Genomic DNA, 26,549 nt, shown 5'->3' with positions numbered 1-26,549 from the left:
TTAGCTCCAGCGGGGCAAGTAGCAGGAAAAATCCTGTTTCTTAACAAACCGAAAGGGCCCGGAAAGGGATCCCCAGACCACTTGATCCGTTTCCGGGTCGCGGCCCTGATCCAGGCTGTGGAAGTAGTCGGCCCCAATCTCGAACTCGCTATAGAGGTAGGTGGTTCTGCCCTTGCGCTCGACGATACAGCCTTTGCCGGGCACGCTGCGGCCCCGGTAGCAGGATCCCGTCCACTCCACCTGGATTACACAGCCGGGCAAGAGTTCCAGCTCTGCCGCCGTCAGGCCGGCCAATTGCTCCAAGTTCCGACCGGCACATTTATAGGCCTCTGGAGAGGTCAGGGCGTAGTTTTGGATGCGGATCCCGTCGGGGGTCTCGAAGAGATGGATGACCCGCTGCCGGTAGGGCTGGTCGGGGTAGATATCGTACAGTTGCTCCACGTAAAACCCTATCCCCTGAAACACCGACCACGGCAGGGGGCATTGGTAGACGTGAATGTTGGCAAACCAAACCGGCTCGGCCAGCGCCTGGTGCAGATTGTTGAAATGTCCGGCCATCCAGGTGGCCAGTTGGGCCAGTTGCGGCGAAACCGACATAGCGCGGGCAAAATCCTAACCAAGGGCAAATCTATTATCCAAGACGCTCGTCCTAGCTGCCAAAGCAAGCCTTTAGGGCCGCGAGCTAGAGTAGAAGAATGCAATCTGTTGCCACTTGGCCTATGTCTGCGGCACCTCTTCCTCTGCTGGGGCAATCTTTGGCTGCCTTGAAAGAGTGGGCAGTTGAGCAGGGGCAGCCGGCCTACCGCGGCCAACAACTGCACACTTGGCTCTACCAAAAAGGGATCCGCTCCCTGCAGGAAGTGACGGTCTTTCCCAAAGCCTGGCGCGAGGCGCTGCAGGATTATCCTGTGGGGCGCTCCCAGGTTGTGCAGCGGATAGAATCCCGCGACGGCACCGTTAAGTTGCTGCTGCAGCTAGCGGATGGGGAGTTGATTGAGACGGTGGGGATCCCAACCGCCAAGCGGCTAACTGTCTGCGTTTCCTCCCAGGTGGGCTGCCCCATGGCCTGCGACTTCTGCGCCACTGGCAAGATGGGCTACCGGCGCAACCTCAAGTTGCACGAAATTCTGGATCAGGTGTTAACGGTGCAGGAGGACTTTGGCCGCCGCGTCAGCCACGTGGTCTTCATGGGTATGGGGGAGCCCCTGCTCAACCGCGACACCGTGGTGCAGGCCATCCGCCGCCTCCACCAAGATATCGGCATTGGCCAGCGGCACATTACCCTTTCCACCGTGGGCGTGCCCCGGCAAATTCCCTGGCTGGCAGAGCAGAATCTGCAGATTACCTTGGCCGTCAGCCTGCATGCCCCCAACCAGGAGCTGCGGCAGCAGTTGATCCCTTCCGCAGCCCACTACCCCTTAGAGGCCCTGATCCGGGATTGCCGCGACTACATGCTGCGCACCGGGCGGCGGGTCAGCTTTGAATATACGCTGCTAGCGGGGGTGAACGATCTGCCCCTCCATGCCCGCCAACTGGCGCGTCTGCTACAGCAGGCCAGCCAGGCGGGGGCCCGCCTGCACGTCAACCTGATCCCGTACAACCCCATTGCCGAGGCCAACTATCAGCGCCCCCACCCAGCGCGAGTGGCGGAGTTCGTCCGGCTGCTTGAAGAGCACCACGTGCGGGCCAGCGTGCGCCAAACCCGCGGCCTGGATAGCAACGCCGCCTGTGGTCAACTACGGGGATCCTTTCTGACCGCTTCCCCCCCGCCCTTGCCTTCCCCTGGGCCAGCCCTTGGCCGTCCCTAGACGCTCAAGTCCCCAGTTTTTTTGCAGTTGCCACCGGCGGGGCAGAAGGCAGCCAAACGCGAAAATGCGTCCATCCTTCCGAGCTGCTGACGGAAATCTGGCCCCCCATGTGCTCCACCAGTTGCTTCACCAAGGCCAGCCCCAGGCCGGTGCCGCCGTGCTTCCAGCGATCCGACTGCGGGATGCGGTAGAACTTCTCAAAGATGCGGGGCAGCTCCGATTCCGGAATCTCGCTGCTGTTGCTGCAGACAAAGAGGATCCCTTCTCCTTCCCGGGCCCCCTGCAGGTGGATGGATCCCGCGGGGGCGGTGTATTTGACGGCGTTGTGCAGCAGCTCGCGCAAGATGCGGCCCAGGGCTGTGGGATCCGCCTCAAGGGGTGGGATCCCCTCTTCTAGATGCAGTTGCAAACTTTGGTTTTTGGCCTGGGCTAGGGGCTGAACTGCTGCCACCAGATCCCGCAAATAGCGCGGCAGGAAGATCTCTTCGGGTTGGAGCAGATACTTCTCGGCTGCCAGCCGCTGCATGTCCAGCAGGTCGTTGATGAGCTCAATTTGGCGGTTGCATTCCTTGAGGGCGATGGCGAAATAGTGCTGCTGCTTCTCGGGATCATCGCGGGCTATTTGCAACATTTGCAGGGCCATGCGCACATTGGTCATGGGGGTGCGCAGCTCGTGGGAGACGGTGCTCAAGAAATCGTCTTTGAGCAGGTTGAGCCGCTCCAATTCCTTCACCTGGGCCTGGGCCGCCTCATACAGACGGGCCTGCCGCAGAGCCAGAGCAGACAGGTTGGCCACCTGATAGGCCAGTTGTCTCTCCGCTTCGGAAAACTCCTGCTGCCGCTCCAACAGCAACAGCCCCAGCCGCTCTTGCTTGTCCCAAAGGGAGCAAGCCAAAAGCTGTACCCAGTGCCCCTCTCGCTCCTTTTGACAACAGCAGTGGACTTCCCAAGGCTGCTCGAGAAAAGCATGGGAGTGCAGCAGGTGCCTCAGCTCGGGATCGTTGAGGTAGGCGGGATCCGCCCTCTCCGGAAACGAGCAAGCCGGGATCCAAGAGGATCCATCGGCGCCAGTCAAGAAAACATGACAGCCGGTTAGGTTGAGGGCCTCGGCCAGGCTCTTGACCACCTCTTCCAGGATCTCCCCCTCCTTGAGGCTGGCCACCATCTGGCTGCTGAGGGAGCGCAGCACCGCCTCAAAGCGCAAAGCCTGCTGCAGCTTAGCGGTACGCAGCGCCACCTGGGCTTCCAGCTCGCGGTTGAGGGCTTCTAGCTGCTGTTGGATCCGCTTTTGCTCGGTGATCTCCCGCCCCACCGACAGGATCTCCACCAGTTGGCCCTGGCTGTCGAAAATGCCCTGATCCACCCAGCTCACCCAGCGGGATTGGCCATCTTCGCCGGGGTACTCCCGCTCGCTGCGGTGGTAAGGGTGCTCAGGCGTCAGAGCCGCCAGCGCCTGCAGCACCGCGGCTTGCTCTTCTTCCGGGAGCAGATCCCGCCAAGGTCGGCCCAACACTTCTTCTGGGGAACAGCCAAAAAAGCGCAAGAGCGCAGGGTTGCCGTAGGTAATTCTCCCATCGGGCTGAAAGCGGCAGATCAGCTCCGTCTGCTGCTCCACCACAGCGCGGTACTGCTGCTGCTGTTGCCAGAGGCGATCCAGCAAAGCTTGTTGGTTGGTGGCCGCCTGCTGCCAAGCTTTGGCCAGGGTCTGCACTTCTTGGATAGGGCCGGGATCCACAGGGGGCCAGGCCGGGATCCCAGTGTGCACAAATTGCTCCGCTATTTGGGTAAGGCGGCGCAGCGGACGAGAGAGGGCTTCGCTGAGGAGGATCCCGGCGGCCAAAAAGCCCAGCAGCAGCCCACCCCCCAACAGGGCCGCCTGCCGAGCACTGGCATAGACGGGGGCTAAAAGGGCGCCCTCCGGGATCCCGCAGATGAAGTAAAAGACCAGCCCCCATTGATCCTGAATGGCCGTCACCTGCAGCCGGTAGGGGATCCCGTCCACCTCAAGGCGCAGCAAACCCTTAGCGGCAGCCGTTGTCCAGGATCCCACCTGCTCTTGCACAGCCAGCAGCAGCGGGTGGGGAGAGAGCTCCTCCGTGCCGGCCACCACCTGGCCCTCTTCATCCAGCAACCAGCTCACCCCTGGATACGCCAAGCTGGCCTGCAGATCCTCCAGAAAAGCCTGCAGTTGCTGAGCCGAGAGAGCAGCCACCCAGCTGCCGTAAACCCGCCCCTCCGCCCCGGCCAAGGGCAGCGCTGTCAGGATCAGCCGCTCCGGCCTCTGATTGGGAAACTCGACAAAAAAGTTGCTCACCACCCAGGTACGGCGGGCCCCTTCCTGTTGTAGGATTTCGGAAAACCAAGACAGCCGCCGCAAATCCACCCAGCCCAACTGCCGCGTCAAGCCGGTGGGAGCCCCGCTTTCCGGATCCCGCTGGCGGCCCTGGACGGATCCTGGCTTCAGGCCCGGCGTGTGGTAAGTCCAAATCGACCCATCGGCGTGGCGGCGGGCGGTTACAAACCCCCCCTCCGCTGAGACAAAGCCGATGTAGCTCAGCTCGGGAAACTGCTGCAACTGGCGGGCAAAATAGGCCTCAAGCCTCTCCAGATCTTGCGGCTGAAGCGCGGCCAACTTGGGCAGTAGCTCCCACTGCACTGCCCCTTGATTGAGGGCATTGACCTGAAGGGGAGCTTGGAGATAGCCCCTGAGGTGCTCTTCAGTGCGATGGTGAACCTCCCTCTTCAGGCGCTCGGCCAACTGCAGCGCCATCTGCCGCCCAGCCCGCCAGGAGAGATAGCCCACGCCGCCTGCTCCCCCAGCCACCGCCAACAGCAGCAGCAGCAGCAGCGCAACCCGCAAAGGGATGGGTTGGAGAGGCCAGCGGGATTGCCCCTGGGAAGAACTCCAGGAAGATTGCATGGGATCCCTAGCCTAGGCCTGGGAGATGCTCCCCGACGGTCATCTTCCCAATGGGCCGAGAAAGCTGTCCCAGAAAATACTCTCTCTACTCTAGCAAGGGTTAACCTACCACCAGGGCCAGATTTTGAGTGGCTAGGCCGCAGAAGCCGAGATTGGCTTTTCCACTGCAACCTTTTGGCTAAGCAGCGCCAGGGTCAACTGATCCAGAATTTCTAGGTCGGCCTCCGAGTAACGTCCCTGCAAAAGCAGTTCGTTGATGAGGCTCTCTTGCTCTAGGCTGAGGAAGCTACTCTGAAACACTTGCGCAACTACTTCCTGGATACCGGGGGTATTCATGGCTGTCTCCGTTTGGGCTTTACTTACTTCAGGGACGCTTGAGCCTTATCTGCAGCAGGAGCCTTGTCCTGCCACTTTAGAGAAACCCTCCGCAGTTTCCCCAGGGAGAGGTTCTCGCTCAGCACCATTGCCAAGCGGTAAGTCCGGTAATCTAGGGTTAAGTCGAGAGGGGCCTGCATGCTGTTTTCTCCGTACTTCTAACGAGTTTAGCAAGTGCTCCGGGATATCACGTAAGCGATTTCTACGTTTTTTGTACACGATCTGGCGGAAACAAGCAAGGAGGAGCAACCCCCCGCAAGGGGGGTTGCCTGCGAGCCTATGCGCCAGGGCGAAGATGGGGTGACCGCGGCAGCAGCTCTCCGGGAAGCTCGGGATCCGCCCTGCGGGAGGCTTAGGCTTGCTTGAAGTAGTCAGGCTCGTTGCCGGGCTTCCACTTGATGTTGCAGCCGAGGCTGGGCTTTTGGTTGGGATCGATGGGCTTGCCTGCTAGCAGGTTATCCAGGGCTGCCCGCAGATCTTTGCCGGTGACTGGCACATCCGTCAGGCTGGGACGGCTGTCATCCAGTTGGCCCCGGTACACCAGCTTGCGCTCTGCATCGAACAAGAAAAAGTCAGGGGTGCAAGCAGCCCTGAAGGCCTTGGCCACCTCTTGGGTTTCGTCGTAGCAGAAGGGGAAGGTAAAGCCCAAGGTCTCGGCCATTTTCTTCAAGTTCTCGGGGCTGTCCTCGGGGTAATTCTCCACGTCGTTGGCGCTAATGGCTACAATGCCGACGCCGCGGTCCTTGTAATCTCTGCCAATACGGGCCAGCTCTTCTTGCACATGCTTCACATAGGGGCAGTGCTGGCAGATGAACATCACTAGCAAAGCGGGCTTGTCGGCAAAGGTGGAGAGGGAAATGGTTTGTCCAGTTACCACATCCGGCAGGCTGAAGTCTGGGGCCGGGGTGCCCAAAGGTAGCATGGTCGAGGGAGTACGGGCCATAGCAAACCTCCAGCGTAAGGTTTCCTTAATCATCATGGCTCATCCCCCTCCCCAGAAAACCTCACCAGGGGATCGCGCCAGTAACTTGAGGATCCCAAGTAGGCCGGGAACAGCCTTTACAATTTGGATGAAGTCCGTAGCACTTTGTCCAGGAGCTAAGCCTTGAGCCCCACCGTCTTGTCCGCTGCTCCCCTAGTGGACACCCACGTCCACTTGAACTATCCCGACTTTGCAGAAGATCTGCCCCAGGTGGCCGAGCGCTGGCGCCAGGCCGGGATCCGGCACCTGGTGCACTCCTGTGTAACGCCAGCAGAGTTTCCCCAGCTGCAGGCCATTGCCAACCAGTACCCCGAAGTCTTTTTGTCGGTGGGGCTGCACCCTTTGGAGGCGCGCCAGTGGCAGCCGGATCTGGCCGAAAAGATCGCCCAGTTGGCCGCCAGCGACACGCGGGTGGTGGCCATCGGGGAGACGGGCTTAGATTTTTACAAGTCCGACCCGGCGGATATCGAGCGGCAACAAGCCTCCTTCCGTGCCCACATTGCCATTGCCCAGGAGCAGGATTTGGCCCTAATCGTCCATTGCCGTGAGGCGGCAGCAGCCACCTACGAACTCCTCAAGGAGGCCCTGGCCACCGGGGGGCCGCTGCGGGTGGTGATGCACTGCTGGAGTGGATCCCCGGAGGAGACGCGGCTCTTTGTGGAGCTGGGCTGCTTCATCAGCTTTAGCGGCATCGTGACCTTCAAGAACGCCGAGACGGTGCGCCGGTCGGCCTTGGAGGTGCCCCTGTCCCAACTTTTGGTGGAAACCGATTGCCCTTTTTTGGCCCCCACCCCCTTCCGCGGCAAGCGCAACGAGCCGGCCTACGTGCAGCGGGTAGCCCAAACTCTGGCGGAGCTGTTGCAGATCCCCTTGGAAGACCTGGCCCAACAGACCAGCCAAAATGCCGCCCGCCTCTTCCGCCTACCCCAGCTTCCTTTGTGAAGGAGAGTGGAGAACTTTTGAATTCTTTAAGCTTTTCCCTTGCGGCTCTGTAACTTCCCGGCAGGGGGCGCTATCGTGAAAGAGGGAGTGTAGCTTCCAATACTTTTGCTCCTTTATGTAGAGATGGCTACGGAAAACTTGGCCCCTGCAGCCTGCACCAGCCGGGATGTCCTCATCAACCGCATTACCCACCAGATCCGGCAATCTTTGGAGCTGGATCAGATCCTGAGGGCAACCGTAGAGGAGGTGCGGGCCTTTTTGGGCACGGATCGGGTCAAGGTGTACCGCTTCGACCCGGAAGGTCATGGAACGGTGGTGGCGGAAGCGCGCCAGCCGGGGCGGCTGCCCTCTCTCCTGGGTTTGTCTTTTCCGGCGGGGGATATTCCTGAGCAAGCGCGGCAGCTGTTTCGCCTGGCCCAGGTGCGGGTCATCGTGGATGTGGAGAGCCAGACCCGCTCCCTCAGCCAGCCGGAGCCCCTGGGCCGCTTTGCCCAGGCCCAGCCTTTGCCTCTGGGAGAGGTGCCGCAGCGGCCGGTGGATCCCTGCCATGCCCATTACCTCAAGTGCATGGGGGTGGCCTCTTCCCTGGTGGTGCCCCTCCTGCATCACCAGCAATTGTGGGGGCTCTTGGTCTCCCACCACGCCGAGCCGCGCTCCTACTCTGCTGAGGAGCTGCAGGTGGTGCAGTTGGTGGCGGATCAGGTGTCGATTGCCATTGCCCAGGCGGAGTTGCTGGAGCAGGCGCGGCAGAAGGCGCAGCAGGAACGCTTGATTAACCAAATTGCGGCGCTGGTGTACTCGCCGCTTCACCCCGAAACCACCCTGAGCACCGTCCTGGAGCAGCTTACCGCCCAGCTCCAAGGGATCGGGGCACGGCTGCGCCTCCAGTTCCTGGGCTTGGAGACTCTCCACTGCTATGGGAGCCAGCCGCCGGCAGGATACGACGCCTGGCTGCAGGAGCAGGTGGGAAGAGGCAAGTCGGCAGGGAACGGGGTGAGAACCTGGTCGCTTTCGCAACTGGACAAGTGGCCAGAACTGCAGTTAGAGGTGCAGCAGACGCCCATCCGCGGGCTGCTGGCGGTACCGCTGCTTTGGAACGAGCAGGTGGTGGGCTGGCTGAGCGTGTTTCGTGGCGCCATCTGCCAAGAGACCCACTGGGCCGGCTACCGCTGGCCCGCCCAAGGGGAAGGTTGGGAGGATCCCCGTCAACAACTGCCCTTGATCTCTTTTGCCGCCTGGCGGGAGCTGAAAATTGACGAGCCCAAGGCGTGGTCGGCCTCTGACCTGGAGCTCGTCAGCCGCGCTGCCGTGCACCTGGCCCTCTCGATCACGCAAAACCAGCTCTACCGCCAGTTGCAAGATCTCAACGCCCGTCTGGAGCAGGAGGTGCAGGAGCGGACCGCGGCCCTGCAGCGCTCTCTAGCAATGGACGCCCTCCTGCAGCGGGTTACCGACCAGGTGCGCACCACCCTGGACGAAGCCCAGATCCTGCGGGCAGTGGTGCGGGAGTTGGCCCTAGGGCTGCCCATCCAAGGCTGCGATCTCTGTCTCTACGATCTGGAGGCCGGCCAGGCCACGGTGCGCTACGAATACACCGCCGCCCTGCCGCCCGCCGGCGGGATCACTCTAACCCTAGCCGACTACCCGGATCTCTACCGGCAACTGCAAAGGGGGCAAGCGGCGCAACTGTGCCATTTGTCGGGGCAAAGCTGGATCCCGCGGCGGGAAGGGCTAACCCTCTTGGTATGTCCGCTGCGGGATGGCCAGGGGTTGGTGGGGGATCTCTGGCTAGTGAAGCCGGCAGACGAGTGCTTTGATGAGCTGGAGGTGCGGGTAGTGCAGCAGGTGGCGGATCACTGTGCCATCGCCATCCGCCAGGCCCGTCTCTACCAGGCCTCGGTGCAGCAAATCAGTGAGCTGGAACGCCTCAACCGCCTCAAAGATGATTTTTTAAGCACCGTCTCCCACGAGCTGCGCACCCCCATCACCAACATGAAAATGGCCATCCAACTGCTGAAGCTGGCCCGCACCCCGCAAAAACGGGAGCAATACTTGCAAATCCTGGAGCAGGAGTGCGAGCGCGAGGCGGAATTGGTCAACGATCTGCTGGATCTGCAGCGGCTGGAGCAGGGATCCAAACCCCTTCATCTTGAAGAAGTGTCCCTGGCCGCCTGGCTGCCCACTGTGCTCCAGCCCTTTGTGCAGCGGGCCCAGGCCAATCAGCAACAGTTGCGGTGGCAGATTGACCCGAAGGTGGGCAAGATAGTGACGGATCAGCTGGGTCTGGAGCGGGTGGTGCAGGAGCTGGTCAACAACGCCTGCAAGTACACCCCGCCTCACCACCGCATCACGGTGACGGCGGGCCGCCTCAGCGCCGACCAGGTGCAAATTCGGGTCATCAACGAGGGGGTGGAGATCCCCCGCAGCGAGTGGGAGCGCATCTTCGAGAAGTTCTACCGCATCCCCAGCGGGGATCCCTGGAAGCGGGGCGGCACCGGCCTGGGGCTGGCTTTGGTCAAGCAGTGGATGCAGCGGCTGGGAGGCTGCGTCTGGGTAGAAAGCGGCCACGGCAAGACCTGCTTTACCCTGCTGTTGCCGCAGGGATCCCTGCAGCAGCCGCCCCTGAGTCGCAACTGTGCCTAGACCCATGAGCGATGGCCACCCAGAAGCCCTGCAACTGGCCGTTGGGCAATTCAACCGGGGGGAGTTCTACGCCTGCCACGACACCCTGGAGGCGCTGTGGATGGAAGCGGTGGATCCGGAGCGGCGCTTCTACCAGGGGCTGTTGCAAACCGCCGTGGCCTACTACCACCTGCAAAACGGCAACCGCCGCGGCTGCATGATCCTGCTGGGGGAGGCCAACCGCAAGCTGGCCGATTTTCTGCCCACCTACGCCGGCTACAACCTGCAGGCTCTCTGGGAAGCCAACCAGAGTCTCCTGCAAGAGCTCTTTTGCCTCCAGCCTGAGGATCCCTTGCCCTGGGTGGCCCCTCCTGTCCTGAGAACCGTTGACGACAGGCCCGATCGCGAGGCTTCTTGGAATCTCCCAGAACCCCAGTAGCTACCGCCGCTTGGAGCGACGAGCTTGCCGTTCTGCCTCGTGGCGCCGCCGCCGATCCCGCCAGTCAACAAAGGTGATGTAGCCAACCCCCAGCGTTACAGCCAGCAAGAGCAAAAAGATGCTGCCGTAGGCAAGGCGGACAACCCAGGACAAGTCAAGTTCCATAGAGCAGGAGGAAGTCCTTTAGCAACAACAGGGCCAGGCGGGATCCCCTACATGCCGTTACGGCCCCAGACCACAAAGGCAATGGAAAGGGCAAAGAAAGCAGCAACGGCAACCCAGCCAAGGGTAATGATGTCCATAGCTCTAGCTCAGCAAAGAGAGTCCATCGAGGTAATCCCATTTTAGGGGATGGGATCCCCCCGCCTCCCCCCTCGAGCCCGACTGGGGGGGAGGAGCTAGAGATCTTGCGCCCTCAAGGTTTGCACGCCCCGGGGCGACCAGGTTACCGCTCCAACGCGCTCGGCAATGTAGAGGGGCCGCTGCTTTTGCCGAAACCAGGTGGCTACTGCCTCGCCAACAGGGCCGGAGCTGATGCCTGCCTGCACCTGAAAGCGCTCCAGCAAGTCCAAGATTATGGATCCCCCATCCCACCACAGCCAGTCGATCTGGGCCGGCAGCAGGGGGGATCCGGTTAGCTCAGCCTGGACGTTGGTGCCGGCGGATCCCAAGAGCAGCCAACGGGATCCCTCCGCCTCCAGGGTCAACACCAGAGGGTTGGTGTGGACAGCCTGCAGCTTGAGCCGCTCCGAAAAAGGGATCCAATCCGCAGGCCGCAAGACTTGATAGGGGATCCCGGCAGCTTGCACGGCGCTAAGAGAGCGCAGGTAGCTGTCCGAGGCGGCATTGACGCCGCCCCCGTCCCAGAACTGCCCGATGGAGAAAGCTGAAAGCAGGATCTCCCAGCCCCCATTGGCCGAGCCGGCAGAGGTCATGGCCACCGCCCCCTCCAGACGGCGCAGGCCCTGTTGCCGCAAAAAAGGGAGCACCGTACGCTCGGCCAAGCGGGGATCGCCGCTGTTCAGTAAGAGGTGGCGTCCTTCGGCTTGGATGGCCAGGATGGGGATACGGCCACTGGCCAAAGCCGTGATTTGAACTGGCGGCCCCGGCCACAGCCTTGGCCCCAGCAGGATGGCGGCCATAACCAGAGCAGTGCCCTGCCAGCGGAAAGCCCGCCGCCAGCGGGGCCAAAAGGTCAGGGCCACCAGCGCCCCGTAGAGGAGCAGGCACTGCAGCAACGAGACCCTGCCGGTGTAGTAGGAGCTTAGGGGCCAGCTGGCCATCCAGCTCACCCAGTTAATCAAGGGGGTGAGCAAAAACGTCAAGGGCCGGGCCAGCAGGGATCCCAGCCCCGGCCAGATTAAGGCCACCAAGGCCGCCCCAAACCCTGCCACCAGCAGCGGCACCACTAGAAGCAATAGCAGCGGGTTGGCCAGCAGCGAGTAGGTGGGGATGCGGCCAAAGATAACCACCTGTAGCGGCAGGGTCCAGATCTGGGCGGCCAGCGGAACGGCCAGAGCGGTAGCCACCGCCGGCGGCAAGAAGTCCAGCCGGGACACGATCGGCGCCGTCCCCACCAGCAGTCCCAGGGTGGCAGCAAAGCTAAGCTGAAACCCCAAGTCCGTAATCCACAGGGGCTGGTAGATCAAGAGCAAAACTGCCGCCACCAGCAGCGTCCCCAGGGGGTCAAGCCTAACTTTTCCTTCCAGTCTGGGCTCCGTCAGCACCAGCATGGCCGCCACCCCCATCACTGCCGCCCGCAACACCGAAGGCGTAAACCCCGTCAAGGTGAGGTAAAGCCCCAAGACCGCCAGGAGGATCCCTTGCTGCAGGCGCACCGGCAGCCGTCGCGTTAGGACAAACACCACCCCCACCACCAGGGACACGTGAAACCCAGAGGCCGCCAGGACGTGGGCCAGACCGACTTCCCGAAAGGCATCCTGCAAATCAAAATCCAATTGCGCAGCGCGGGATCCCAGCACCAAGGAAGCCAAGAGGTTCCCCTGCCGCTCCCCCAGCCCGGCAATGAACGCCTCCCGCACCCGCCGCCGCACCACCCAACCTCCCCAGCCTCTTCCTCCTGGCTGCGGGATGACCTCGCGGGCGCTGAACCCCGCAAAAGCCCCCTGGCGCTGCAGATAGGCCTGAAAATCAAAGCTGCCTGGGTTTAGGGCGGGACTGGGGAGGTAGAGAGATCCCGTCAGGCGCACCCGCTGGCTGGGATGGAGATCCTGGCTTGGGAGAGCTTCAGGGCTGGCAGTGACGTAGAGCTTGCCGCTCACCTGGCGAGCGGTGGAGTTGGGCTCCAACACCTGCTCCGCCTCAAGCCAAAACTGCCGCCGCTCGCTGCGGGTGGGACGGGGTTCTGAAAGAACGGTGCCCACCAGACTCATCTGCGGCTGTGGGGCCAGCAGGCTGATATCCGTCGGGCCGGGAACCGGCTGTCGCCAGCCCAGGTAGGTCCAGGCTAGACACCCCACCAGCCCCATCGCCAGCCAGGTGCGGGCCAAACGCCGTTGCCGCCGCCACAGCAGGGATCCCGCCAATCCCAACGCCAGCGGGATCCCCCACCCCCAGCCCCCTACTGCTGGCCAGGCCCGCAGCAACAGGCCTAGGATCCAGCCCAGCCCCAGCAGATAGGTTTTCTCCATCCCCTTTCAGCGCCCTTGCTCCCACTCTACTGTTGCGCTCAGGTGGGATCCATGGCGTTGTCTTAACCTTGAACGCTTGCCAACCCCGCAAGACAATTGCCACCAGCCGCCTTCTCCCGGCAGAGGGGCAACGCACCCCCCAATCCCTAGCCCGCAAACTTCCTCTTGCCAGTTTTGCGAAAGATGGCCCACTGGCTCGTGAGGGCGATATCCTAGAGTTGAGGCTACTGCGAGGGGAGGCGGATCCGCTCCCCTCTGTTCCATCCCATTTGGGAATGTCGTTAGGGTGATAGTGGGCTTCGCAAGGTGGGGAAGCGCACATGGACAGCACTTTGCTGCAAGCAGCTCGCCAGATCTACCAGCTTCATCTTCAGCACCGACCAGAGGTGGTGGAGCAGCCACCGCGGGGTGTGGTCATCCACCGCCGTACCCTGCGAGGGGATCTGATCTTTTCTGAGTTTCCCATTCTGCTACCCCAAGAAACCTTCATCCCCCTGCAGCAGCTGGAGTCGCTGCAGTGAGGCAGAAGGGCTACCCTTGCTTTGGCTGCCCTGCTCAACCTTCTGCGCTGCTAGGCAGCGCTTGCGCAATGTGGCTGAGCAACGTCGACACGAACAGCCCCTGGGAACTGCGTCTGCTGGGTTGGGTGCTGGTGTTGGTCCTGGGGGCCTGTGTGGGCAGCTTTATCAACGTGGTGGTCTACCGCCTGCCGCGGGGTCTCTCTCTGCTCTATCCCGGATCCCATTGTCCCCACTGCAAGACCCCCCTGAGCCCCACGGAAAACCTCCCCCTCCTGGGTTGGTTCCTGCTGCGGGGTCGCTGCCGCCACTGCGGGGATCCCATTGCCTGGCGCTACCCTGCCGTTGAGGCCTTGACCCTGGGGCTGTTTGGCCTCAGCATCGCCATCTTAGGGTTTTCCCCCCGCGGGATCCTCACCTGTGTCTTGTTGAGCTGGCTGCTGGCGCTGGCCCTGGTTGACCTAGATACGTTTCTGCTGCCGGAAGCGCTCACCCGCTCCGGCTTGGTGGCGGGGCTGCTGGCCCGCTTGCTCCTGCCCTGGTTGGAAGGGTCGGGATCCCTGGCGGCCATGGGCTGGTCAGTGGTGGCCGGGATTGCTGGCGCGGTGCTCGGCATTTGGCTGTTGGAGGGTATTGGCTTGGTGGCCCGCCAGGTTTTGCGGCGGGAAGCCCTAGGCGGAGGAGATGGCAAGTTGCTTGCCCTGATTGGTATGTGGCTGGGCTGGCAGGGGGTGGGGGTGACCCTCCTAGTGGGTTCGGGGTTGGGCTTGCTGGCTAACTTGCTGGCCCTGGCCAAAGGAAAGGCCCGCCTGGGCAAACCCGTCCCCTTTGGACCCTACTTGGCTCTAGGCGGAGCTGTGGCTGCCTTGGCAGGCTCCCCGCTGGTCGAAGCCTACCTGCGCTGGTCGGGGTTGCTGGAGTAGGGGGAACGCCTATTCAGCTCCTGCCAGTCGCGGTAGGGAGGGCCGGGCCTGCGCAAGGACTGGCGATGGCAAAACCCACAGACAAACCAACGCTCCAGCTCGGCGGCAGGGGTGGGGCAGCCGCAGGCAGGGCAGGGGAACAGGTTTTGCTGGGTCTGGTGCTGTTTCACTCGCTGAGCCCAGCGCTCAAAGGCAGCTTTGACCTCCTCAGAAGAGGGAGGTAAGCCAGAGCAGCAAGGGGCAGCAGGCCGCTTTGGCGGTGCAGGGGAAAGGGGGTAGAACTTGTCCACCAGCTCCGCATCGGCAGCAAAAGAGTTAGCCAAGCCAGATCTGGCATGCCAAGCAGCGGGGCTAAAGCGGATATCAGTGAGGGGAGAGGGCAGGCGGCTGTTGAGTTTCTTAAGAATCAGTTGGCGCTGCAAGGTGAGGTTCTGAGCCCAAGCGGGGGTAGAGGTGGCCACCTGCAGCACCTGACGGCGCAGGTTGACGGGATGGGTTTGCGCGGCTACCGCTTCTCCCACCACTTCCGGCCAGATCTGCCGCAGGGTCTGCATTTGGCTAAGCTCGGCCCAAAGGGGGTGAGCGCTGAAACTTGCCAACACATGCTCTAGGCTTTGCAGCATGGGGTCTTGCCCTAATCGGAAAGGCCGCTTTTGTCTTCCAGGAACTGGGCTGCTTCGCTGAGGGCCGACTGGATGGAAGCGGCATCAGGTAGAGAACGGGATCCGCCATTGGGGCTGAGGGAAACTAGTCCTTCCAAGCTGCGGATGTGGATATCTTGCTGGGGGAAGGGGATGCGGATCCCACGCCGCCGAAACTCTGCCTCAATGGCAAAGTTGAGCTCGCTAATCAAGACAAATTGATCCTGAGGACGGTTGATCCACACCAGCAGCTCAAAGTTAAGGGAAGAGGGCCCAAAAGATCTAAGCCACACCTGCGGAGGCGGGTTGGTCAGAACCCGCGGATTCCCTCTAGCAACCGCAAGGAGGGCTTCGGTAACCACGGCCGTATCGGAGCCATAGGCTACACCTACGGGAATGTGGATGCGGCAGCGGGGATCCCGGTAGCTCCAGTTCACCACCTTCGACTCGGTGAAGCGGGAGTTGGGCACAATCACAAAGATGCGATCCAAGGTGCGCAGGACAGTTGCCCGCGGGCCAATGTGCTCCACCGTGCCCAGCAAGTTATCCACTTCGACGAGATCCCCAATCTGGATGGGGCGCTCCAGGAGGATGGCGAGGTAGCTAATGTAGTTGTTGGAAAGGTTTTGCAGGCCAAAGCCAATGCCCAAGCCCACCGCCCCCGCAATCACAGCTAAGGAGCTGAGGTTGAGGCCACTAAAGGGCAGCACCAGCAGGATCCCAAAGAGAGTGAGGACGTATTTGAAGATGGCCGCCGTCGACTCCTGGGTGCCCAAGTCTAGCCCAAGGCGACCTAATAGTCGCCGCTTCAAGCCAACGCTGATGTAGTGGGCAACCGTAAAAACCAGAGCGGCCAGGACAAAGAAAACCAACAGGCTAGCGATGGAAACATTGGAATTGGGCAGCGGTTGGGTGAGAACGCCCAGCGCCGTGTCCACCACCTGCTCCAGGCGCGCGTAAAAAGCCCGCTGAAAGGGTCGCAGGGGGGGTATGAAGCTGATGCCGCGATCCAGCGAGATGCCGGCAATCAGCATTGCCCCCAGGCTGCGCAGCAGGGATCCTCCCACGTCAATCCAGCTGCCCCAGCCTGGGTCGGCCCGGAGCTCTAGCCACCTCTGCAGGCGGACAAGGCTGCGGTCAAACAGCCGCCAGAGAAAGAACCCCAGCGCCAAAGTGGCCAGCCCAGCTAGGAGAGTGAACAGCAGCACGCGCGGATCCCGCGTCCGCTGCAGATCCAGCCGATCCTGCCGGTACTCGGCAATGGCTTGTTCCAGCCGTCGTGCCCAACTGTTGGCCACCAGACGCACATCGTTGAGGCTCACCTGGCCCAGCGGTATCCTGCGCTCGGCAGCCGCATCGGCATAGGTGACAGTAAACAAATACCGTTGGGTGGCCTCAAAGCGGCCTCTTTCTCCCAGACGGAGGACGTACTGCCCATTGGCCTCCTGGGCCACCCGCACCTCTGGCTCTGGCAACTGGCCTTCTTCTAAAAAGCGCTCGATGATGGCCCGCACGTTATCGGCCCGCACGTCACTGGGGTACTCTGCCGTCTGCAGGCGAAACACGGGGACCTTCCCCACCAAGACTTCTGTGCCCTCTTGGCCAGTCAACGGGATCGGAGGGGGGGATCCCTCAGGGGCAAGGCCAGGAGTCTGTAGCTCGAGGGCCTGAGCCAGGCGGCCCTCAAGGGGGGCAGAGACGGCAGGGGAAAGCCAGAGACCGATCCCCACCGTCAGCCCTAGCACAGCTCCCTTCAGGAGGATGGACTCTCGAATGGCGCGGCGGAGACAAACACCCATGGTTGCAGAGATCCCGGGGAGGCTTGGCGGTATGCCTATGGTGGCACAAGCAGATCCCAAGGGAGGTAGGCTAAGCGTTCAGAGGCTCTGAGGGTGGCCCAAAAGCCGTTGGCGCAGCTTTTTAATCTGGTCGCGCAGCCGGGCAGCTTCTTCAAATTCCAAGTTTTTAGCCGCCGCCTTCATCTTTGCATCTAGCTCGCTAATTAGCTCTGGAATTTTTGATAGCGGGATCTCATCTGGTGCTGGAAAGGCTTTTTCTAGATCCCTGCCGTTGAGTTTGCGGGAGATAGCTAAAAAAGACAAAATAGCATTGCTGTTTTTCTTAACGATGGGCTTGGGGGTGATGTTGTGCTGGCGGTTGTATTGCAATTGAATTTCCCGGCGGCGCTGGGTTTCGGCAATAGCCCGGGCCATGCTGCTGGTGAGAGTGTCGGCGTACATCACCACCGTGCCGCGAACATTGCGCGCTGCCCGCCCAATCATCTGGATTAGGGATCGCTCCGCCCGCAGAAATCCTTCTTTATCCGCATCCAAAATGGCCACCAAGGAGACTTCCGGCAAATCCAACCCTTCCCGCAACAAATTGACTCCCACCAGGACATCAAAAGCTCCTTCCCGGAAATCTTGGAGGATCTCGATGCGCTCGATGGGGGTAATCTCAGAGTGTAGGTAGCGAACGCGGATGCCGCGTTCCTGCAGGTATTCTGTGAGATCTTCGGCCATGCGTTTGGTGAGGGTGGTCACGATTACCCGTTCGGCAGGGCCCTGCTGCGAGCGCTCTAGCCGCAGATAGATCTCCCCCAGCAAATCCTCCATCTGCCCGGCGGTAGGGCGCACATGCACCTCGGGATCCACCACGCCGGTGGGCCGAATGACCTGCTCTACAACCCGACCCGTACCCGGCACATAGAACTTTAGGGTTTTGCCGTTTTCCACCACTGTTTCAAATTGGGCTCCGCTCTGCTCCAGTTCCCAGTTGCCGGGCGTGGCGGAAACAAAGATGCATTGGTGGACTTTGGCCCAAAACTCTTCGGCTTTGAGGGGGCGGTTGTCGAGGGCACTGGGCAGGCGAAAGCCGTGATCCACTAGCACCTGTTTGCGGGCGCGATCCCCATTGTACATGCCACGGATTTGCGGCACCGTGACGTGGGATTCGTCCACCACCAAGAGCCAATCGTTGGCCTTAAAGTAGTCCACTAAGCAGGCAGGTGGCTCTCCTTCCTTGCGCCCTGTCAGGTGGCGGGAGTAGTTTTCAATGCCGTTGCAATAGCCCACCTCCCGCAGCATTTCCAGATCAGCGCGGGTGCGCTGCTCTAGCCGCTGGGCTTCCAAGAGCTTGCCCTGGCAGCGAAAGAGAGCTAGCTGCTCTTCCAGTTCCTGCTCAATGCTGCGGATGGCCTGTTCTAGCCGCTCTTCTGGTGTTACAAAGTGGCGAGCTGGATAAACCCTGAGGGCGCTGACGCTGGTGAGGATTTGACCTGTTACTGGGTCAATGAGGCGAATGGCCTCAATCTCGTCGCCAAAAAACTCAATGCGAATGACTCGGTCTTCGTAGGCAGGCACAATTTCCAACACATCCCCTTTGACGCGAAACCGCCCCCGCGCCAGTTCCAGATCATTGCGCTCATACTGGATGCTGACCAGATCCCGCAAGACTTGCCGCTGGTCAATTTGCTGGCCAACTTTGAAGGGGATGGAAGCCTTCAGGTATTCCTCCGGCATGCCCAAGCCATAGAGGCAGCTTACAGAAGCCACAACGATGACATCCCGCCGTTCAAAGAGGGAGCGGGTAGCCGAGTGCCGCAGCATGTCAATTTCTTCGTTAATGGAAGAGGACTTGGCAATGTAGGTGTCGGTACTGGGCACATAGGCCTCCGGCTGGTAGTAGTCATAGTAGCTGATGAAATACTCAACAGCATTGTAGGGAAAAAGCTCGCGCAGCTCGTTGCACAGTTGTGCGGCCAAGGTTTTGTTGGGGGCCATCACCAGGGTCGGCCTGCCAATCTGCTGGATAGTATGGGCAATGGTAAAAGTTTTGCCAGTTCCGGTTGCCCCCAGCAGAGTTTGAAAGCGATGGCCCTCCAAAATTGACTGCACTAAGCCAGCAATTGCCTTAGGCTGATCCCCGGTAGGTTGGTAGGGCGAAACCAGTTGAAACTCGGACATAGGTCTAATCCTTTACAAGCTGTAGATTTGTCCATCTACCAGCAGGTAAGTAATGCCTTTTTTTTGCAACTGCGAGCGCACAATTTCCAGAATGTAGCCGGGAAATTGGATGACCCGGTAGGGCGGGTGGGTGTTGCTACCCCGGCGGCTCATTTCGGAAAAGCGCCGAGCCACCTTGTGGTTGTCAAAAATGGGCAGCGTATTGGCATTCTCGATCCCTTCCAAGCATCCCGGCCCCAAAAATTCTCTGAGGGGGCGGGTGGCCAATTCTTGGTAGCGATCCACCACCACATAGCAGGTCTCAGGCGGATTCAGCTCCTCCAGGGGGAGCACCCGAATTTGATGGACAGGCTCTGCGAGGAGATCTGGTCCTGCCTCTGCGCTGTCTAGAAAATCGTCGCTAGGGTCCTCCTCGTCTTCCTCTTCTTCTTCCAGCTCTCTGTCTTCGTCTGCGGCCAGATCTGCCTGTAGCTCAGCCACCAGGTGGGCCGGCAATGCTTCAGGAGGCAGTTCTGCTCCTGTTGTCCCCTCTCCCTCGCCCGCCTGAGGGGAGGCGTCGGCAGCCTCTGGAAACAGACCCTGTTGCGGCTGGGGTACCTCGGGAGTGTCTAGGGGAAGGGTAAGTTCCTTGCCCTTGTCTTTGCGGCGGGCTGCTGAGCGTTTGAGCTGAATGAGCCGCTGGTACTCCTCAGGAGGGATATTTTCCTTGAGAACGCGGGTGATGGTGGAGAGGCTGACTCGGAATTGCTCCGCCAATTCAGCAACAGTAGCCACCGAGCTGCGGTAGGCATTGACAATCTGCTGGTGTTCCTGCTCTGAAAGTTTGCTGCGAGTCATGGCCATTCCCCCCTCCCAAAACTTATGGGCAGGTGGCGGTTGAGCGGCACACCTGCTTGAGGCCGGCGGCCAGGGCTTCCCGGTCTAGCCCCTTGCCAGTGAAGACCCTTTTGGACAGGCGCCGCTCCCGGGGATCCCCTGCTCACTCCAACGAGAGGGTCCGCCGACAGCCCAGCTGGTGAAACATAACCCGCTGTGGCTCGTCCACCCCACCCCAGTACTCCCTTAGCGCAAACAAGGGTCTCCGGCACCTCCTGCCGCCAGTCCCCCAGCGGCTGCTGCAGTTGAAAGCTCAGGGATTGGCTCCCGTCTGGGGCTAGGCGGTGGCTGGGGTAGGCGTGAGCTTCAGCCTCGGCAGCGGAGAGCTGGGGATTCCAGAGTTCCGGGCAAAAGGCGTGCACCTCCAAAATACGGGCCAGGGGAACTGGGGTGGTGAGCAGACAAGAGACCGCAGAGTTGTAGCGGCGCAGGTCAAGTTCAGCAGCGGTGATTCCATCCGCTTTGTTGAGCAGCAGGAGGTCAGCGCCGCTAATCTGGTGGGCAACAGTTTGGGAGCGCTGGAAATTGCGCCAGTACTTGGCCCCGTGGCCCAAGGTTACCACGGCCGCAAGGCGCAGCTCCGGGCGGAAAGTTTTCTGGACAAATAGCTCGGTTGCGTGCCTGGGATCCGCTACCCGGTAGTCCAACGCCTGGGCAGGCGGGGGCAGCTCCCCAGCGGCCCCTTCAAGGTCCTGCCGCACCCTGCCCCAGAGACAGCCATTGCTAAGCTGCAGCAGCGCTCCTGCAGCCAGGTGGGCTAGGTTGCCCTCGAGGGAGATCCCACCCAACTCGTTGCGGATCACTCCACTGCCCAGCCCCTCCTCCTGCAAGAGGCGCCTGAGCAGTGGGGTTTTGCCCCTGCCCCAAAAACCCGTCAAAATCGTAACCGGAAGCTGGGCTTTCATTCTCCCTGCGGCTGACCGGCGGCTTCTCTTCAGGAGCTCTACTAGCTTAGCTCCAGGACTGCTTGTGCATCTTTCAACTCAACCCGCTAGCGAGTAGCGCTCCATCAGGTAGCAGAGGCAATCTTGGCGGATGATGCGGCTATTGAGGGTGAGCATGCCCGGCACCAGGGGCACGCGGGTGCGAATTTCCCCATTCTGGGTATAGAAAAAGCGCTCCGCCACATCTTGGCCTTGCTCGTCTTGGACCTCCAGGTGGAAGCCGTTGTTCGTCCAGCCGATGCAGGTGTGGGGAGGGAGCTCCCGAAAATTGAGGAGATCCAAATCGGGGAGAAAGCGCAGGTGTGGCTGGGATCCCTTGGGTGCTTCCCCCGCTTCTCCAAAGCTAAAGCTCACCTCCTCCGGGATCTTGACGATGGCGACGCTGTGAAATAAATCAATATCTTGTCGCAGGACGGGGCGTTGCGGCAGCGCCGACAGGTGCAGGCAGGCTTCCAGAAATTCGTAGGCATGTTGGGTGCCGTGGGGCTGATCCGGCTTGCCACATTCCAGGGTTACCGCCGGGCAGAAGCGCCCAAAGGCCATACTCTGCACCCCTTCTGGCTTGGTGAAATAGAGGACGGTGCGCCCAAATAAGGTGGCCAGGTGCAAGGTAGAGCGATCTAAGTAATTGACACAGGCGTAGTGGGGATTGGTGCCCGTGTTGTTGTGGAGGTCAACGCTGGCAAACACGCCGCGTTGCTGCATCTGCCGCAGGACGGCCTGAGCCATAGCGTGTTCGGGAGTGGAGCCGGGGCCCCAAATGCGGTTGTAGTCCGGTTGGCCGTCTAGCCGCCGTTGCCCGTGGCGGGCAGCTTGCACATTGCCAATGAACAGGGAAAGGGAGCGAGGCAACTCCCGCCCGCGGTAGCAGCGCAGAAGCTGGCGCACTGCCTGCCAGCCGGTAGTCTCGTTGCCGTGCAGCAGGACGGAAACAAACAGAGGGGGATCCCGCCGTCCCGCCAGATGGATGAGGGTTGGCCCGCCCAATCGGTCATAGAGGTGATGGGCTTCTAAATCTAGGAGTTGCTCCGGCAGGTGATCAAGAACGGTGAGCATACGGTTTTTTGGGCAAGCACCTCAACGCAAACCTTTTGGCTGCTTAAGAAGCCCTCACCCCCAGCCCCTCTCCCGTTGGGAGAGGGGAAAGGGAGATTGGGGTAGCGAACTGTCTCATCCTTAGCTGGAAATCAACAACTGGCTGCCGTGCTTGTGGCTTAGGTCGTCGTCCTGACTTTTGAGAAAGCATCCCTCAAGCGGTGACTTATCCCCCCTGCCGGCTTCCCTAGCCGAGATCCCAGGTGTGTACCGGCTGACCTTGCCGCTGTCGTTCCCAGTAGGCACAGGTCAATTGTTGCATATCTTTACCATGCCGAGCCACGTAGCGGCGCTGCCAGGTGGCCCCATTCTGCCCCGACTCGACACGGGCCCGGAGAATGCCCAGGTACTCCTGGATATCCTGGGGGTCCAAGTCCAGTTGCGCCAAGCCCGCCTCTGCTTGGGGGAGCAGCTCTTGCAACAACAATTGGCGCAGGGATCCCTGCCACCCCTTGAGCCAGGTGATGGGGGCCTCGAGGCCAAAGCGGGCAGCCGCGTAGAAATTGGCGCGGCACTGGGCAAAGCTCAGCTCCTGCTCCGGAGGAAGGGGTTGGGATCCTAGAGCTTGCACCAGGCCAAAGTAGAAGGCCGCATTGGCAATCATGTCCGGCAGGGTGGGGCCTGCTGCAGTCACCCGCTGTTCGATGCGCAGGTGGGGAACGGGATCCAAGCCGATGAGGGGGCGGTTCCAGCGCCAGATGGTGCCGTTGTGCAGGCGCAGATGGGCCAGCTCTGAGGGAGCAGCAGCTAGCCTTTGCGGCAACACCACCGGGTAGCGGTGCAGATTTTCCCAAAACAGCTCCATTAGGGATTCCTGGACATAGCCTTGCCCGAAGGTAACGCGAGCTTGGTGGGTGGGGGCGAGGGGGGGTGGGCCATCCAACGCCTGCTCAAACACCGGGATGCGGGTTTCCGCCCACAGGTCGTGCCCAAACAGATAGGGAGAATTGGCTGCCAGGGCCACCAGGGGGGCCGACACCAGGAGAGAAGCATTGAAGTAGCGGGCTGCCTGGTGGGGCGACACCTGCAGATGGATCTGAAAGGAGGTGGTGGCTGCCTCCAGCATAACGTTTGGGTGGGTGACGCGCAGTAGGGTGGCAGGCCCTGCAATCGCCAGCCCCAGGGGCGGGATCCCTGAAGGTTGCTCGCGCCGGTGCAGGTTGAGGATCTGCTCGTTGAGGGCCAGGTAGCGCTTGCGGGGCGAGATCATCTCCAAAGTGAGCTGCTGCTGCTGCAGCGTGGGCAAAATGCCGATCATCACCAGCCCCGCCTGCAGTTGCTCGGCCACTCGGCAGCAGTGAGCCCAGGTCTGCGCCAGCTCTTGCTGCAACTGCCGCAGAGCCGAACCGACCAAAACCTGAGGCCGGCCGTTGATCTCGATGTTGAAGCGGGCCAGTTCCGGCACCACCAGCGGGTTGTTGACGGCCTCCAGGTAGGCGGAGTTGATCGGGGCCGGCTCTCCCTGGGGGGTGACCAGCCAAGCTTCCAGCTCAAACCCGCCCACCAGGGATCCCTGGGCAAAGGGCCGACAGGCGGGATCCAGCCCCGGCACGCCGGCCAGCCAGCGCTCGAGCAAATCTGTTTCTTGCTGCAGCCGAGCTTTGAACTCAGTAAAGTCTTCGTCGCTAAAACTCAGGCAGGTGATCTCCTGGCCCATGGAAACAACTCCGCGGCTTTTGGGAATAAGACCACTGTATCGCTGCTACTGGGGATCGCGGGGGGTGGCAGTTTGCCGCTGTCGCTTCCTGGCCAGGTCCTAGCCTAAGGGTGCTGGCTAGGCCACTGAGCTGGCTCAGCCTGCCGTGATCGAGACATCTTCAATGCGCAGAGCGGGAAAGGCAGCCGTGCCGTTGAAAACGGTTACTTCCTGGGAGATGGCAGAGATATTGCGCAAACAGTCGTAGAGGTTGCCGGCAATGGTGGTCTCCAGGATGGGGCGCTTCTCGCCACCCTTGACCAAAAAGCCCCCCTTCACCACCCCAGAAAAATCCCCTGTGATGGGGTTGCTGCTGCCGGAAAGCCGCGTGACAATGATGCCCCGCTCCATCGCGTACAGCTCCGCCAGGGGCGTCGTTCCCGGGGTCACCCTCAAACAGGCTGGCCCCACTCCTGGCAAGCTGCCCGCCCCCCCGGTGGCGTGGCCATTGGAGGGAACGCCAGCAGCCCGGGCTTCGTAGCTGTTGTACATGAAGTTGCAGAGGATCCCCTCGTGGATCAGGGGGGTAACCTGGCGTGGCATCCCCTCGCGGTCAAAGGGCTCAATGAGATAGCCGGGCAAGCCCAGTCCCTCGGAAACCAAGGTCAACAGGGGGCTAGCAATCAGGGATCCCATCTTCTGCGCCAGGGGGCTTTTGCCCTTGCGCACCGCGTCCGCCCCCAGCACAAAGAGGAGGTCTCCCAGAAACTCCTCCACCACCTCCGGGGGCAGGACGATGGGACCGCGAAAACTCTCCCCCTCCCTAGCCCCTAGAGCCCCCACACACTTTTGCACAAAGCGATTAAAAGCCCGCTCCAGGGCCGGCACCAGATCCGCCCGCTTCTGGACACTGTCGCCGTCGTAGGCAAAGCTGCCCACCTCATCCCCATCGATGGCCATGCCAAACAGGGATCCACCCGCCTCGACGCTGTGGTAGTTGGCGCGGATGCCGGTGGAAGAAGCAATGGCCACGGTGTCCTCTTCCACGCTAAAGGAGCCGCTGTCAATGGTGATGCGGGGGTCTTGAGAGCGTACCCACTCCACCAGTTGGGATCCCAGTTGCGTCAGCTCGGCAGCATCCAGTTCCAGTAGGCCCGGGTCGAGGGCAAAGGGCACCTGGGGCAGAGGCTGGGGATCCGGCAGGCCGTTGAGGGGATCCGCCGGCGAGGCCTTAGCCATGGCCACCGCCTCAGCTGCTGTCTCGGCCAGATCCTCTGGGCGGTTGGAAGTGGCAAAGCCCAGCCTGCCGCCGCAGAAAACCCGGATGCCAAACAGGGTCTCACAACTAGTGCGAACCAGGTTGAGGTCATTTTTCTCAAAAGTTACTTCCGTCTCGCGGCCTGAGTTGGCAAACACCTCTGCTTGGTCAGCTCCGGCAGCCAGGGCCTTTTGCACCCCCTGTTCGCAGAGATCCAGCAGGTTTTCAGGAGCAATGACGGAGCCGGCCATAGAACTTGAGATTAGATCCTGCAAGAGAACAGTTCTATTATCGACCCTGCTGCCAAGACCCGCCCTAGCAGCAGGGGGCAGAGGGGTTGCTCAGGCTCGGGAGTTTTGCGGATCCCTGCCGCATCAGGGCTGCTCCAGCGGCTGATCCGAGAACAGCAAGGGGGCAATGTTGGCGGCTTGGTTGAGCGGGATCTCGTCGTGGATGGGGTACTGATAAAACTGATCCAGCCGCTGACACAGACCTTCTGGGGTCAAAGCTTGCACATTGGAGCTGATGATGTAGCTCTGGGCAGGAGAGGCCCGAAACGCCTGAAAGGCTTTGCGACAAAACGCCTGCTTGGCCTCAGGATCCGCCTGGCGCCACTCCGGCCCTGTGAGTTTGCCAGAGAGTGCCGGCTCAGTTGCCGCCCAAGCGCTGGACGCCACCAGGGGCAGTCCCGTTGCCCAAACCAGGCAGGCCAGGAGGAGCAGCAATACCTGCTGCCAAGAGAACCCAAGCCGTTGCTCGTGCTGCACCATAGGTAGATAAGCTGAGGTAGGTAGCTTGGAATGCCGAAGCACCCTTAGCGATCCTATCGCCCCCGGTCTCCCCCATCCAGCCAAGGACAGCCCTGGAGCTCTCTACTTATGGCTCGCAGCAAACCCCGCCGAAAACAGCGCTTTCCCCATCTGCTGGGCTCCAAGTGGACTTCTGTTCAGCCTGTGATGGGTTGGCGCCATTTTCAGGTCACCGCTCGCCAAGAGGGGCAAGGGGGGCTAGTGTTTGCCGAGCTGAGGGCCGTTTGCGATCCCCAGGTGCGCCTCTGGGTCAACGCCGCCACCCTCAAAAACCGGGATCTCTGGCAGCCGGGCTGGACGCCGCTGGAAGACGGGATCCCCTGCGGAGCTGGCTCTCTGGGGGTTCAGGGATCCCCGGATCCCTCTAGCGCTGTATTCTTCTAGCTACAAGACTTTTTTGAGGAGAAAACGATGCCCAGGTGTGATGTCTGTGGGAAAGAGCTCGGCTACAGCGACTATCAATGGGCCAAGCGCTGTACCAATCCCTACGGGAAGTCCCACCTTATCTGCTTCGACTGCTACAGCGGTTCCTCCTGTCCCATCTGCTACTCTCCTCTCGAGTCAGCAGAATAGATAGCGGCAGTTTCACCTCTGCGGGGGGGAAGTTGGCAAAAGTCTCGCTGGTGTTCCCAAGGGAGCCGCAACAGTGCGTATTGGCCAGGGCTATGACATCCACCGCCTTGTAGAAGGGCGCCCCTTGATCCTGGGCGGGATCCGGATCCCTTATGAAAAGGGTCTGCTGGGCCACAGCGACGCGGACGTGCTCACCCACGCCATCATGGACGCCCTCCTAGGAGCCGCCGCCCTGCGGGACATCGGCTACTACTTTCCCCCGGAAGAGGAGCGCTGGAAAGGGGCAGACAGCATTCTCCTCCTGCAGCAGGTGGTGCAGTTGGTAAGCCAAGAGGGCTGGCGCATTGCCAACGTCGATAGCATCGTGGTGGCAGAGCAGCCCAAGCTCAAGCCCCACATCCCCGCCATGCAGGCTCGTCTAGCCGAGGCCATGCAACTATCGCCCAAACAAGTAGGCGTGAAGGCCACCACCAACGAAAAACTCGGCCCCGTCGGCCAGGGGGAGGCCATGGCTGCCTTTGCCGTGGCCCTGCTGGTGGAACGCTGAGGGTAGCTGCTTCTGGGCTGGATCC

The 26,549-nt window shown here is 61.3% G+C and carries 24 protein-coding genes; 8 read left to right on the top strand and 16 right to left on the bottom strand.

The window, feature by feature from the left end; genetic code table 11:
* Nucleotides 1-597: a chromophore lyase CpcT/CpeT gene (locus NW830_RS08310; protein WP_414361682.1), complete on the bottom strand. Its 597-nt coding sequence runs from the start codon at nucleotides 595-597 to the stop codon at nucleotides 1-3.
* Nucleotides 598-719: 122 nt separating this feature from the next.
* On the opposite strand from NW830_RS08310, the gene rlmN reads away from it, so the two are divergent.
* Entirely contained in the window at nucleotides 720-1,808 is a 1,089-nt protein-coding gene (rlmN, locus tag NW830_RS08305) for a 23S rRNA (adenine(2503)-C(2))-methyltransferase RlmN (RefSeq protein ID WP_414361684.1), read from the top strand.
* A 4-nt stretch (nucleotides 1,809-1,812) separates the two neighbouring features.
* Here rlmN and NW830_RS08300 read toward each other — a convergent pair whose 3' ends face one another.
* The 3 genes from NW830_RS08300 to NW830_RS08290 all read right to left on the bottom strand — a co-directional run bounded on the left by NW830_RS08300 (nucleotide 1,813) and on the right by NW830_RS08290 (nucleotide 6,046).
* A complete protein-coding gene (locus tag NW830_RS08300) occupies nucleotides 1,813-4,728 on the bottom strand; it encodes an ATP-binding protein (protein ID WP_414404664.1) in 2,916 nt (971 codons plus the stop codon).
* A gap of 132 nt (nucleotides 4,729-4,860) precedes the next feature.
* Nucleotides 4,861-5,064: a hypothetical protein gene (locus NW830_RS08295; RefSeq protein WP_414404663.1), complete on the bottom strand. Its 204-nt coding sequence runs from the start codon at nucleotides 5,062-5,064 to the stop codon at nucleotides 4,861-4,863.
* Between the two features lie 391 nt (nucleotides 5,065-5,455).
* The gene (locus NW830_RS08290; RefSeq protein WP_414361690.1) at nucleotides 5,456-6,046 is read right to left on the bottom strand and encodes a thioredoxin family protein; all 591 of its coding nucleotides are present in this window, start codon (nucleotides 6,044-6,046) and stop codon (nucleotides 5,456-5,458) included.
* 162 nt (nucleotides 6,047-6,208) lie between these two features.
* Here NW830_RS08290 and NW830_RS08285 point away from each other — a divergent pair, with 162 nt between their 5' ends.
* The 3 genes from NW830_RS08285 (at nucleotide 6,209) to NW830_RS08275 (ending at nucleotide 10,088) form a co-directional block, all read left to right on the top strand.
* Entirely contained in the window at nucleotides 6,209-7,027 is an 819-nt protein-coding gene (locus tag NW830_RS08285; protein WP_414361691.1) for a TatD family hydrolase, read from the top strand.
* 123 nt (nucleotides 7,028-7,150) lie between these two features.
* Nucleotides 7,151-9,670 (top strand): GAF domain-containing protein, encoded by a 2,520-nt coding sequence (locus NW830_RS08280; protein ID WP_414404662.1) that lies wholly within the window; start codon nucleotides 7,151-7,153, stop codon nucleotides 9,668-9,670.
* A 4-nt stretch (nucleotides 9,671-9,674) separates the two neighbouring features.
* On the top strand, nucleotides 9,675-10,088 hold the full coding sequence (locus NW830_RS08275; protein ID WP_414361694.1) for a DUF309 domain-containing protein: 414 nt from the start codon (nucleotides 9,675-9,677) through the stop codon (nucleotides 10,086-10,088).
* Here NW830_RS08275 and NW830_RS08270 read toward each other — a convergent pair whose 3' ends face one another.
* The 3 genes from NW830_RS08270 to NW830_RS08260 form a co-directional block, all read right to left on the bottom strand.
* The gene (locus NW830_RS08270; protein WP_414361696.1) at nucleotides 10,089-10,241 is read right to left on the bottom strand and encodes a hypothetical protein; all 153 of its coding nucleotides are present in this window, start codon (nucleotides 10,239-10,241) and stop codon (nucleotides 10,089-10,091) included.
* Between the two features lie 59 nt (nucleotides 10,242-10,300).
* Nucleotides 10,301-10,390: a cytochrome b6-f complex subunit PetN gene (locus NW830_RS08265; RefSeq protein ID WP_414361698.1), complete on the bottom strand. Its 90-nt coding sequence runs from the start codon at nucleotides 10,388-10,390 to the stop codon at nucleotides 10,301-10,303.
* 96 nt (nucleotides 10,391-10,486) lie between these two features.
* The gene (locus tag NW830_RS08260; protein WP_414361700.1) at nucleotides 10,487-12,739 is read right to left on the bottom strand and encodes a ComEC/Rec2 family competence protein; all 2,253 of its coding nucleotides are present in this window, start codon (nucleotides 12,737-12,739) and stop codon (nucleotides 10,487-10,489) included.
* A 320-nt stretch (nucleotides 12,740-13,059) separates the two neighbouring features.
* Between NW830_RS08260 and NW830_RS08255 the strand changes: the two genes are divergently transcribed.
* Together NW830_RS08255 and NW830_RS08250 are read left to right on the top strand one after the other, a co-directional pair.
* Entirely contained in the window at nucleotides 13,060-13,260 is a 201-nt protein-coding gene (locus tag NW830_RS08255; RefSeq protein WP_414361702.1) for a hypothetical protein, read from the top strand.
* A gap of 68 nt (nucleotides 13,261-13,328) precedes the next feature.
* The gene (locus tag NW830_RS08250) at nucleotides 13,329-14,180 is read left to right on the top strand and encodes a prepilin peptidase (RefSeq protein WP_414361704.1); all 852 of its coding nucleotides are present in this window, start codon (nucleotides 13,329-13,331) and stop codon (nucleotides 14,178-14,180) included.
* Here NW830_RS08250 and NW830_RS08245 read toward each other — a convergent pair.
* From NW830_RS08245 to NW830_RS08205, 9 genes are all read right to left on the bottom strand, one after another.
* Entirely contained in the window at nucleotides 14,150-14,803 is a 654-nt protein-coding gene (locus NW830_RS08245; RefSeq protein WP_414361706.1) for a DUF721 domain-containing protein, read from the bottom strand. The genes NW830_RS08250 and NW830_RS08245 overlap by 31 nt on opposite strands.
* Before the next feature lie 11 nt (nucleotides 14,804-14,814).
* Nucleotides 14,815-16,620, bottom strand: coding sequence for a mechanosensitive ion channel family protein (locus tag NW830_RS08240; protein ID WP_414361707.1), 1,806 nt, complete (start codon nucleotides 16,618-16,620; stop codon nucleotides 14,815-14,817).
* Between the two features lie 78 nt (nucleotides 16,621-16,698).
* Nucleotides 16,699-18,786: an excinuclease ABC subunit UvrB gene (gene uvrB, locus NW830_RS08235; RefSeq protein WP_414361709.1), complete on the bottom strand. Its 2,088-nt coding sequence runs from the start codon at nucleotides 18,784-18,786 to the stop codon at nucleotides 16,699-16,701.
* A 12-nt stretch (nucleotides 18,787-18,798) separates the two neighbouring features.
* On the bottom strand, nucleotides 18,799-19,623 hold the full coding sequence (locus tag NW830_RS08230; protein WP_414361710.1) for a hypothetical protein: 825 nt from the start codon (nucleotides 19,621-19,623) through the stop codon (nucleotides 18,799-18,801).
* Nucleotides 19,620-20,567 carry a GTP-binding protein gene (locus tag NW830_RS08225; protein WP_414361712.1) on the bottom strand — a complete coding sequence of 316 codons (948 nt, stop codon included), beginning with the start codon at nucleotides 20,565-20,567 and terminating at the stop codon, nucleotides 19,620-19,622. The genes NW830_RS08230 and NW830_RS08225 overlap by 4 nt, the downstream gene beginning before the upstream one ends.
* Nucleotides 20,568-20,645: 78 nt before the next feature.
* A complete protein-coding gene (locus tag NW830_RS08220; protein ID WP_414361714.1) occupies nucleotides 20,646-21,662 on the bottom strand; it encodes a M14 family metallopeptidase in 1,017 nt (338 codons plus the stop codon).
* A gap of 226 nt (nucleotides 21,663-21,888) precedes the next feature.
* Nucleotides 21,889-23,358 carry a glutamate-cysteine ligase family protein gene (locus tag NW830_RS08215; protein WP_414361716.1) on the bottom strand — a complete coding sequence of 490 codons (1,470 nt, stop codon included), beginning with the start codon at nucleotides 23,356-23,358 and terminating at the stop codon, nucleotides 21,889-21,891.
* Between the two features lie 135 nt (nucleotides 23,359-23,493).
* Complete coding sequence (locus NW830_RS08210; protein WP_414361718.1) at nucleotides 23,494-24,846, bottom strand: TldD/PmbA family protein; 1,353 nt, start codon at nucleotides 24,844-24,846, stop codon at nucleotides 23,494-23,496.
* A gap of 123 nt (nucleotides 24,847-24,969) precedes the next feature.
* Complete coding sequence (locus tag NW830_RS08205; protein WP_414361720.1) at nucleotides 24,970-25,365, bottom strand: hypothetical protein; 396 nt, start codon at nucleotides 25,363-25,365, stop codon at nucleotides 24,970-24,972.
* A 108-nt stretch (nucleotides 25,366-25,473) separates the two neighbouring features.
* Between NW830_RS08205 and NW830_RS08200 the strand changes: the two genes are divergently transcribed.
* Nucleotides 25,474-25,788: a TIGR02450 family Trp-rich protein gene (locus NW830_RS08200; protein ID WP_414361721.1), complete on the top strand. Its 315-nt coding sequence runs from the start codon at nucleotides 25,474-25,476 to the stop codon at nucleotides 25,786-25,788.
* Between the two features lie 262 nt (nucleotides 25,789-26,050).
* Nucleotides 26,051-26,524, top strand: a complete 474-nt coding sequence (ispF, locus tag NW830_RS08195) for a 2-C-methyl-D-erythritol 2,4-cyclodiphosphate synthase (RefSeq protein ID WP_414361722.1) — start codon at nucleotides 26,051-26,053, stop codon at nucleotides 26,522-26,524.
* Nucleotides 26,525-26,549: the final 25 nt, after the last annotated feature.

Source organism: Synechococcus sp. OH30 (assembly GCF_047462175.1).
Lineage (GTDB): Bacteria > Cyanobacteriota > Cyanobacteriia > Thermostichales > Thermostichaceae > Thermostichus.
Note: the sequence above shows the minus strand (reverse complement) of the source record. Positions and strands in the feature narration are given on the sequence as shown.